Origin of the sequence: Mycobacterium sp. (assembly GCF_035314665.1) — a bacterium.
In the GTDB taxonomy this organism is placed as follows: Bacteria; Actinomycetota; Actinomycetes; order Mycobacteriales; family Mycobacteriaceae; genus Mycobacterium.
In genome coordinates this window covers 1-10,068 of the sequence record NZ_DATFZD010000308.1, presented here as the reverse complement: position 1 = coordinate 10,068, position 10,068 = coordinate 1, and the positions used below count along the sequence as shown (strand labels likewise).

Below are 10,068 nucleotides of genomic sequence, written 5' to 3'. Positions count from 1 at the left end.
TGGCGCTGAGCCGATTCGGCGAGGCGCCCAGCCCCGCCGAGTCCTGATACCGGCGACGCGAGCCAAAGTGCAACGACAACACTTCCTTTGGCGCTGTTAGCGGTTTGTTAACACCCGCGTTGCCGGAAGCCGGATTCGGGGCTATCCTGCGTAAGCACCTCGTTAGGCGAGGCTTCTGAATCGAACACAGGCCACTGATCTGACGACGTCGAGAGACGCCCAAGATCAGGACAGATCTCCCCGGATTAAGGGGTGGTCCCAAGTGGCTTTCCCAGGTGTGCGCGGGGATACGTCGTTCAGTGCCAAAGCTCAACGTGTGAGGGCATCGTCGCCACTCCACCGGTCCGCCGGGTCCCTCTTTGTGCACGTCTTGACCCAACGTGAATGTGGAAGGCAGGTGTTCCCATGACCAGCATGCTCGACGTCGCCCGCTTCGGGCCGGCCAGCTCAACCGATGGGCTGCGCCTGACTCCTTATGAGGCGATGGCGCAAGACCTTTTGTTCATCCGCGCGGAATTGGAGACGGCGGGAATTCCGTTCCTGCTCATCCGCGGCGCCGACGGGCGTCCGGCGCTCGTCGTTGATATCGGCCTGCGTGCACGAGTCGCCGAAGCGCTGATGTCCGCGTGCCTGGAAGCGCCGCTGCGCGCCAAGATCCTCGACGGGACTGGCCGCACCTCGGTGTATCTGGGCGATGGTCTGCTGTCCTCCGACCCGGACCCGAGGCTGCTGCGGGTGTTTCGGCGGCGCGAATGCCCGCGTTCCGGCTTGCGTTACGGCGCTTCCGCCGGGGTGGAACTGCAGTTCTGGGTATTCGACGGGAAGCAGGCGATCTGTCCGATCGAGAACTCGCTTACTCGGAAGGCGTTGCCGCTGAGTGAGATTGTGTACACCCAGGTGGAATTGCACGGTCGCATGTGGCCGACGATCGCCGGGATGTTCTCCCCGCACGCTGCCGACGTCACGTTCGACATCGACATGGTGTTCTCCTGGGTGGACGGCAACGACCCGGAGTTTCGGGCACGCCGTGCAGCCGCGATGGCGAATCACATTGTGGGCGAAGGCGACGACGCCGACGCGCGGATCCGTCAGATCGACGAACTGAAGTATGCCTTGCGTTCGGTGCACGCGTTTGCGCCGTGGGTGCGGCGGATCTTCATCGTGACGGACTCGCCCGTCCCCGAGTGGCTGGCGCCCCACCCGAAAGTCACCATCGTGCGTGCCGAGGATCACTTCACCGATCTCTCGGCGCTGCCGGTGTACAACAGCCACGCAGTGGAGACCCAGCTGCACCACATCCCTGGTCTCGCAGAGCATTTCCTGTACTCCAACGACGATATGTTCTTCGGCCGGGCGCTGTCCCCGACGACGTTCTTCTCACCGGGTGGGGTGACGAAGTTCGTCGAGGCCGGCACGCGGATCGGGTTGGGGCCCAACCACGCCGAGCGCAGCGGATTCGAGAACGCTGCGCGCGTCAACCGGCAGCTGCTGTGGGAGAGGTTCGGGAAGATCATCACCCGTCACCTCGAGCACACCGCTGCGCCGCTGCGCAAGAGCGTGCTGGGCGAGCTGGAGCGCGAGTTTGCGGCCGACTTCGCGCGCACTCAGGCCAGCCGCTTCCGGGCGAGCACGGACATCTCGGTGACCAACTCGCTGTACCACTATTACGCGTTGATGACCGGGCGTGCGGTGCAGCATGAGTCGGCGAAGGTGCTCTACGTCGACACCACGTTGCGGTGCGGGCTGGCGAAACTGCCGCTGTTGCTGAAGAAGCGCAAGTTTGACTTCTTCTGCCTCAACGACGGCAGCTTCCCCGAGGTGAGCCCGCGGGAGCGAGCCGATGTCGTCGGCGAGTTCCTGGCGAAGTACTTTCCGGTGCCCGCGCCGTGGGAGCGAGCAGCCGGCGACGAGTGAAAGCTCCGGCGGGCGGGGGTGCATCGGGCCCCCCGTCCGCTGGTACTACTTCTTCGATGTCGCCCGCCACCAGGCGGCGATGTAGAGCAACATCGAGACCACCAACGCGACCAGTACCCACAAAACGATCGTCAGATCGATCCAGCTTCCGAACGCCGGCGAACCTGGAAGCGCGTTTCGCAGCGGCACCACCGCAAACAGCATCGCTGCGTACCAGGTTGTCATCGGCGACTGAAACCTCGTTGGGTCACGAGTCGTCTGAATCGCAACAAACAAGCCAACCGCCGCGATCGCGACGAAAATGCAGAGGATGGTGAGCGCGAATACCATCGTGCTCGCTGATCGCTGCAACTGGATTTCGCAGGGTGCCAACACATTCGCTCGATTCACGCGAGCCACGTGGACTTTCCAGCCGGCCAGCCGATCGACGAATGTCACGTTGGCGCGTTCCGGCGTTTGCGCCGGGCCGGTAAACAGGGTGACCGTGATCGGCCCGGTGTAGTAACTGTCGAACGGCCAGCGTTCGACATCGCGCGCCAGGGTCAGCGGAACAGGGAAAACACCGGGCAACATTCCCTTGGAATATGTGCGCCGCACCGGTGTCGTCACGGATGTGACGGCCACGGTGAGGTCTTGTTTGAGAGCGTCGGTCGCCGGATCCACCAACCCAGGCCCGGGCCTGATGACGATGTCGCCAACGAGCTCGCTGTAGTCGCTTTTGATGCTGACCAGATCCAGCGTCACCGTTGTACCGTCGCTGGTGGGCGCCCCATGAGCTGGAATACGTTGGGAGGCAGCGCCATCGACGTATAGCACGATGGTCGTGATCATTGCGCAGGCAACGACCAAAAGCGCGATGACGCCGAGTCTGATGCGCGGCCACAATCGGTGGCCGGGAGCCCGTGACGGCAGGGGCTCGTCCAACCCGATCTGCACCCGCTCGTCCAAGGTGCTCAAGAAAACCTCTTTTCAAACGAAGGGTCGCGCGCGTGCCGCAACATGGTTGTCATGCGGCCAGCTCGACTTCCTCACGAGAGACCTGGACACGCTCGCGCGTCGCGCGCTTGTTGATCGCGCGATACAGCGGAGCCGTCACCGCGGTGGTCACGATGGCAAGCGCGCACAACATCGCAAACGCATAGGGGCCGATCAAGTGGGCTTGGAGACCTATCGACGCAACGGCCAGTTCGGTGACGCCGCGGCAGTTCAGCAGGACGCCAAGTTGGGCCGAGGTGGTAAGTGGCCAGCGTTGCATCCTGGCGGCCACGAGACCGACGGCGAGCTTCGAACCGAAAGCGGCGATGGTCAGGGTCAGCAGGCACGCCAGCCCGCTCCCTCGAAACAGATCCGCCAGGGTCTGCAGTGGCACAGACAGCGCGCTCGAAACGAAAAATGCAGGAATGAGTATGTCAGCGACCGTGGCTAAGGCCCGCTCCGATGCCTCGCTGGCCAGCCCGGCCGGGAAGCATAGACCGGCAACCACGGCGCCAAGGGCTGGGTGGAGGCCGAATACCTGCGTTGCTGCCGCACCGACCAGCACGTATGCGAAGATCGCCACGACAAACGGAGCTCCCTGCTGGGAGTGCTGGAATAACCGCTCGACGATTCGTGGCAGCACGAACATCACCGTTAACAGCAACACGGCGCCCATGCAGAGGGCAGCCGCGGAGACCGAGCTCAAGTCTGTGGTCAGCAGGATCAACACGGTCACCATTGCCCATGCCGCCGCATCAGTCGAAACGGCAATTCGCAGCGCGACCCCCGGGATGGGCGCCGGGACCTGAAGACCTTTCATGATCAGCGCCAGAACGGGAACGGCGGTCACGCTCAGCGCAACACCGACGAATAACCACACATGCAGCGGGTTGTGGTCCGGGCCAACGAGCCGGTGCGCGAAGGGGAAAGTCGCGGCCGCACAGATAACAACGGGAATCACCACGCAAGGCACCAGTTGCCAGAACGGCGACTTCTCGCTTGTTTTGCTGTAAGAACGCAGCTCAATTCCGACCAAGAACAACAGTAACAAGAGGCCCGCTTGGCCCACGTCCTCGATGAGAGATTTCGAGGTCGCCGAAAGTAGCACAGCCTTCATGGAATGAGGAAGAAGGGCCAGAATTGTGCCGAGCAAAAGGCCGAAAGCGATTACTCCGACGACCGCGGGCTGCTTAATCCTACGGAACAGGTTTCCGACAAAGACCGAGCCGATCAAGACTACGGCCAGCATGATCAGTGCTTGCAGCACGTTGGCATCAATTCTCCCCTAGCAACTGAAGAGATCACAAGCGGGAGACGTCGTTGTGTCCCTATATGAGATCCAATTCACAGATATCTTTGTGTGCGCTATTCATCACGCAACTAAGCGATCCGGGTTTCTCGAGATCGCCAGCCGCGTAGGTGGATTCGTCGCATTCCTATATAGCGAGTGGTGCGACGCTGCGCAACGTGATCTCGACCGCCAACACATTCCATGATGTGTTCTTAACGGATGGCGGGAGAAACCGTAACGCCTTCTTGACGGCCAACGCATTCCACTATGTTTTCTTGACGCACGGCGGGCGAAATCATAACGCCTTCTTGACGGCCATTCGTGGCGGCAATCGCGGTGCGAGTCACCTAGAATCCGTCCGGCCAGTCTGGGTCGAATCCTTTTGGCAGGCGGGTGATCTGGCGAGTGATCGCCCGCTAGGTGCGCGCGAGCGGCTGTACGATATGCGGTATCCGGCCGGCCGGCAGGATGCTTACCCCGGCGGCTGCGAGCTCCTGTTGCACGATCTCCGGCGACACGAACCGCCCAACCGTGGGACAGGCGGCCAGCGGAATCACGGTGTGCACCAACGTTTCCGGGTAGCAATGCACCAGGTTGAACGCCTGCGCGCCGTCGCGGCCCCGGGTACCTGCCGTCAGCAGGTCTTGGGTGTAGCAACTGGCCGAGGCCACCGAGACCGGGATTCCCGCGAAGGTCGCCGTCGTGGAGTAGTGCAGGTGTCCGGCGAGGATGCTGCGTACGTCGGTGCCGCGCAGGACCCGGGCAAGTGGGGTTTGGTCGCGCAGTTCGACGGTGACGGCCAGGTCCTGCACGCTGGGAATCGGCGGATGGTGCATCGCGAGGATGGTGCCGAAAGGTGCGGGTTCAGCCAGTTGTGCTGCGAGCCATTGCAATTGCTCTGGAGCGATTTCCCCGTGGTGGTGGCCGGGAACGGAGGTGTCCAGGACGATCACGCGCAAACCGGCAATCTCATGAACGCGGTCCATCGGCGCCATCGTCGGCGCCTCGCGCAACAGGTGTTCGCGCAGCGCCGCTCGGTTGTCGTGGTTGCCCATCACCCAGATGAGCTGCGCGCCAAGGCGATCGGCCAACGGCTCGACCAGGTCGCGCAGCCTGCGGTAGGCGTCGGGCTGCCCTTTGTCGGCGAGGTCGCCGGTAAAGATCAATGCATCGGGGCGAGTTTGAGAACCCTCGAGCCGCTCAAGCAGCTCGGATAATCGGCCCTCCGCGTCGACGTCGCCGTAGAGGTCGCCGTCGCCGGCTATCAGATGCGTGTCGCTGATGTGTGCGATGACGTGGTCCGGCCGCGGGTGCTCCGCGACCCTGGCTCTGTCCACAGGACTGGAGAGGCCTTTCTGACGATTGTGCTCGCGGTAAGGAGCAGCGCTGATTCTACCCGAGTAATCGGACGCACCCGCCGACCACGCCACTCTCGGCGGGGGGTTCCGCACCAGTTGCGCATCCAACCAGTACGCTCGAATTGTGCAGCGGCGGATTATGGGCATCGAGACCGAATTCGGTGTCACCTGCACGTTCCACGGTCATCGGCGCTTGTCGCCGGACGAGGTGGCCCGCTACCTGTTTCGCCGGGTGGTCTCCTGGGGCCGCAGCTCCAACGTTTTCCTCCGCAACGGCGCACGGCTGTACCTCGACGTCGGCAGCCACCCGGAATACGCGACCGCCGAATGCGACAGCCTGGTGCAGCTGGTCACGCACGACCGCGCCGGTGAGCGGGTGCTCGAAGACCTGCTCGTCGACGCCGAGCAGCGCCTTGCCGACGAGGGCATTGGCGGCGACATCTACCTGTTCAAGAACAACACCGACTCGGCTGGCAATTCGTATGGCTGCCACGAGAACTACCTGATCGTGCGCGCCGGCGAGTTCTCCCGCATCTCCGATGTGCTGCTGCCGTTCCTGGTCACCCGCCAGCTCATTTGCGGCGCAGGCAAGGTGCTGCAGACCCCGAAGGCCGCCACGTTCTGCCTCTCGCAGCGCGCCGAGCACATCTGGGAAGGCGTGTCGTCGGCCACCACCCGTAGCCGCCCGATCATCAACACCCGCGACGAGCCGCACGCAGACGCCGAGAAGTATCGGCGTCTGCACGTCATCGTCGGCGACTCCAACATGTGCGAGACCACCACGATGCTCAAGGTGGGCACCGCCGCGCTGGTGCTGGAAATGATCGAAGCCGGGGTGGCGTTTCGCGACTTCTCGTTGGACAACCCGATCCGGGCCATCCGGGAGGTCAGCCACGACGTCACCGGCCGGCGGCCGGTGCGGCTGGCCGGCGGCCGCCAGGCCAGCGCTCTGGACATCCAGCGTGAGTATTACGCGCGCGCGGTCGAGCACCTGCAGACCCGCGAACCCAATGCGCAGATCGAGCAGGTCGTCGATTTGTGGGGTCGTCAGCTCGACGCCGTGGAAAGCCAGGACTTCGCCAAGGTCGACACCGAAATCGACTGGGTGATCAAGCGCAAGCTGTTCCAGCGCTACCAGGACCGCTACAACATGGAGCTGTCCGACCCGAAGATCGCCCAGTTGGATCTGGCCTACCACGACATCAAGCGCGGCCGCGGCGTCTTTGATCTGCTGCAGCGCAAGGGCCTGGCGTCGCGGATCACCACCGACGAAGAAATCGAGGACGCCGTCGACCAGCCGCCGCAGACCACCCGCGCGCGGCTGCGCGGTGAATTCATCAGCGCCGCCCAGGCCGCCGGTCGTGATTTCACCGTCGACTGGGTGCACCTCAAACTCAACGATCAGGCCCAGCGCACCGTGCTGTGCAAGGACCCATTTCGATCGGTCGACGAGCGAGTCAAGAGACTGATCGCGAGCATGTAGCCCGCCGGCTGCTGTGATCCCTTGGCGGCCTCGCGCCACCTGTTGCCCTAACCTGATAGCGATGGCGATCTCCAAAGTCGAACGACTGCTCAACCTGGTCATCGCGCTGCTTTCCACCCGCGGCTACATCACCGCCGAGAAAATCCGGTCCAGCGTGGCGGGTTATTCGGACACCGCCAGCGACGAGGCGTTCTCGCGAATGTTCGAGCGGGACAAGAACGAACTGCGCGATCTGGGCATCCCGCTGGAGACCGGCAAGGTGTCGTCGTTCGATCCGGTCGAGGGTTACCGAATCAACCGCGAGGCGTACGCGCTGCCCGCCGTCGAGCTGACCGCCGACGAGGCGGCCGCCGTGGCCGTCGCGACCCAGCTGTGGGAGTCGCCGGAGCTGATCACCGCCACCCAGGGTGCGCTGCTCAAGCTGCGGGCCGCCGGCGTGGACGTCGACCCGGACGCGCCGGTCGCCATTGCGTCACCGGCCGGAACCCTGGGACTGCGTGGTTCGGAAGACGTTCTGGGAGCGCTGCTGTCGGCCATCGACTCCGCCCAGGCCGTGCAATTTCCGCACCGGCCGTCACGCGCCGAGCCGTACACCGTGCGCACGGTCGAGCCGTGGGGCGTGGTGACCGAGAGAGGTCGCTGGTATCTGGTCGGGCACGACCGCGACCGTGGCGCCACCCGCACGTTTCGGCTCTCCAGGATCGGCGGCGAGGTGACGCCGATCGGCCCGGTCGCTGCCTTTACCCGGCCCGAGCACGTCGACCTGCGCAAGATCGTGGCCGAGGCGGTGGCCGACGCGCCGACGGGTGTGCGAGCGCAGGTGTGGCTGGCCGACGGGCGGGCCACCGCGCTGCGGCGCGCCGGGACGCCGCTGGGGTCGCGGCAATTGGGCGGCCGCGACGGCGACGTCATCGAACTCGACATTGGAACCACTGACCGACTGGCGCGCGACATCACCGGCTACGGTGCCGACGCCGTCGTGCTGGAACCGTCTACGCTCCGCGACGAGGTGCTGAGCCGGTTGCGGGCCCAGGCGGGGGAGGTGGAGGAGTGACACCCGTGTCCACCCGCCTGGTGCGGCTGCTCAACATGGTCCCGTATTTCCAGGCCAACCCCCGGGTCACCCGCGCGCAGGCCGCGGCCGACCTCGGTGTTTCCGTCAAACAGCTGGGCGAGGACCTCGATCAGCTGTGGCTGTGCGGCCTACCCGGCTACGGCCCCGGCGACCTGATCGACTTCGCGTTCGAGGGCGACACCATTGAGGTGACGTTCTCGGCGGGCATGGACACGCCGCTGCAGCTCAGCTCGCCGGAGGCCACCGGCCTGCTGGTGGCGCTGCGGGCGCTGGCGGACATTCCGGGTGTCGTCGATCCGGAGGCAGCGCGCAGCGCGATCGCCAAAATCGAAGCAGCGGCCGGCGCCGCCGGACACGGATCTGACGTCGCGGCGGTGGACGAGCCGGCACCGGTCGAGAGCCAGGCGGCGGCCGCAGTGCGCGCTGCAGTCCGTGACAACCGGGCGCTGACCATCGACTACTACGCGGCCTCGCACGACACGTTGTCCACCCGGATCGTCGACCCCATCCGCATCGTGCTGGTCGGCGACCACAGCTACCTGGAGGCGTGGTCGCGGGAGGCCGAAGGGGTGCGGCTGTTCCGGTTCGACCGCATCGTCGACGCCACCGTGCTCGACGAGCGGTCCGCGCCGCCGGAACCCGTGCTTGCGGCGCCGCCGGACACTTCGTTGTTCGACGCCGACCCATCGCTGCCGTCGGCGACGCTGCGGCTGGCGCCGGCGGCCTCGTGGATGTTCGAGTACTACCCGATGCGGCTGCTCCACGAGCTGCCCGACGGTTACTGCGAGGCGGCGATGACCTACGCCTCGGAGGAGTGGATGGCCCGCCAAGTGCTGGGCCTGGGCTCGACGGTTCGGGTTCTGGGGCCGGAGTCGCTGGCTAATCGGGTGCGCGATGCCGCCGCGGCAGCTCTGCAGTCCTACCGGGCTGCGGCGCGGTCCGGCTAGTTGCACGGCCGCTGCGGTAGCATCGTGGGGACGTCTGGAGGTAATTAAAGGTGAACGCTCTCACCCCGGGTCACCTGGCGATTATTGCGGTCCTGGTGATCGTTCTGTTCGGTGCCAAGAGGCTCCCTGACTTCTCGCGCTCGCTGGGCAAGTCGTTGCGGATTTTCAAGTCTGAGGTTCGCGAACTGCAGAACGAAGGCAAGTCAGACACGACGGTGGCGCCGCCCGCGGCAGCCCAACCGGTGCAGTCCGAGCGGGTCGAGCCGCCGGCGGCTGACGGACGCTCGGCCTAGCCTGGCATCGCCGCCGCGGCGCCCGAGCGCCTATTCACTGTGCGCACCACCGGTCTAATCAGGCGGCTAGATCCGCGATTTCGTCGTAGCCGCACCAATCCCGACGGGACCATGTCGCTCGTCGACCATCTCACCGAACTGCGCGCTCGGCTGTTGATCTCGCTGGCGACGATCGCGGTCACCACCGCATTCGGGTTCATCTGGTATTCGCACCCGATGTTCGGGATGGAAAGCCTGGGCGAATGGCTTCGACATCCGTATTGCTCGCTGCCGCCGTCGGCGCGGGCGCAGATCAGCGCCGACGGCCAGTGCCGGCTGCTGGCGACCGCGCCGTTCGACCAATTCATGCTGCGCCTGAAGGTCGGGCTGACCGCGGGTGTCGTCCTGGCTTGCCCGATGTGGTTCTACCAACTCTGGGCATTCATCACGCCGGGGCTTTATAAGAAAGAACGCCGCTTCGCGGTGGCGTTCGTGATCCCCGCGGCGGTGCTGTTCATCGGCGGTGCCGCGCTGGCCTACGTGGTGCTGTCCAAAGCGCTGGGCTTCTTGTTGACCGTGGGCAGCGACGTGCAGGTGACCGCGCTGTCCGGGGACCGGTATTTCGGCTTCCTGATCAATCTGCTGGTGGTTTTCGGGGTCAGCTTCGAATTCCCCTTGCTGATCGTGATGCTCAACATGGCCGGTCTGCTGACGTATCAGCGGCTCAAGGCCTGGCGGCGGGGTTTGATCTTC

General features: G+C 64.8%; 9 protein-coding genes and 1 riboswitch. Of the genes, 6 read left to right on the top strand and 3 right to left on the bottom strand.

Translation table 11 applies throughout. The features are described from left to right. The first annotated feature begins 151 nt into the window (after positions 1-151). Positions 152-328, top strand: a riboswitch (M-box (ykoK) riboswitch). Between the two features lie 77 nt (positions 329-405). Beyond that, a complete protein-coding gene (locus VKI00_RS21575; RefSeq protein ID WP_324441041.1) occupies positions 406-1,914 on the top strand; it encodes a stealth family protein in 1,509 nt (502 codons plus the stop codon). A gap of 45 nt (positions 1,915-1,959) precedes the next feature. Here the strand turns inward: VKI00_RS21575 and VKI00_RS21570 are convergent, their stop codons facing one another. From VKI00_RS21570 to VKI00_RS21560, 3 genes are all read right to left on the bottom strand, one after another. Further along, positions 1,960-2,745 carry a DUF4436 domain-containing protein gene (locus VKI00_RS21570; protein WP_414687258.1) on the bottom strand — a complete coding sequence of 262 codons (786 nt, stop codon included), beginning with the start codon at positions 2,743-2,745 and terminating at the stop codon, positions 1,960-1,962. A gap of 175 nt (positions 2,746-2,920) precedes the next feature. Beyond that, positions 2,921-4,156, bottom strand: a complete 1,236-nt coding sequence (locus tag VKI00_RS21565) for a cation:proton antiporter (RefSeq protein WP_324441037.1) — start codon at positions 4,154-4,156, stop codon at positions 2,921-2,923. A gap of 440 nt (positions 4,157-4,596) precedes the next feature. Further along, the gene (locus VKI00_RS21560; RefSeq protein WP_324441035.1) at positions 4,597-5,517 is read right to left on the bottom strand and encodes a phosphodiesterase; all 921 of its coding nucleotides are present in this window, start codon (positions 5,515-5,517) and stop codon (positions 4,597-4,599) included. A 145-nt stretch (positions 5,518-5,662) separates the two neighbouring features. On the opposite strand from VKI00_RS21560, the gene pafA reads away from it, so the two are divergent. The 5 genes from pafA to tatC all read left to right on the top strand — a co-directional run. Further along, entirely contained in the window at positions 5,663-7,021 is a 1,359-nt protein-coding gene (gene pafA / locus VKI00_RS21555; protein ID WP_324441033.1) for a Pup--protein ligase, read from the top strand. Positions 7,022-7,082: 61 nt separating this feature from the next. Further along, positions 7,083-8,075: a YafY family protein gene (locus VKI00_RS21550; protein WP_324441031.1), complete on the top strand. Its 993-nt coding sequence runs from the start codon at positions 7,083-7,085 to the stop codon at positions 8,073-8,075. Further along, the gene (locus tag VKI00_RS21545; RefSeq protein WP_324441029.1) at positions 8,072-9,043 is read left to right on the top strand and encodes a YafY family protein; all 972 of its coding nucleotides are present in this window, start codon (positions 8,072-8,074) and stop codon (positions 9,041-9,043) included. The genes VKI00_RS21550 and VKI00_RS21545 overlap by 4 nt, the downstream gene beginning before the upstream one ends. Before the next feature lie 50 nt (positions 9,044-9,093). After that, on the top strand, positions 9,094-9,336 hold the full coding sequence (gene tatA, locus VKI00_RS21540; RefSeq protein WP_324441027.1) for a Sec-independent protein translocase subunit TatA: 243 nt from the start codon (positions 9,094-9,096) through the stop codon (positions 9,334-9,336). 39 nt (positions 9,337-9,375) lie between these two features. Next, positions 9,376-10,068 (top strand): twin-arginine translocase subunit TatC (gene tatC / locus VKI00_RS21535; RefSeq protein ID WP_324441025.1); only part of this gene is annotated, 693 nt, incomplete at its 3' end.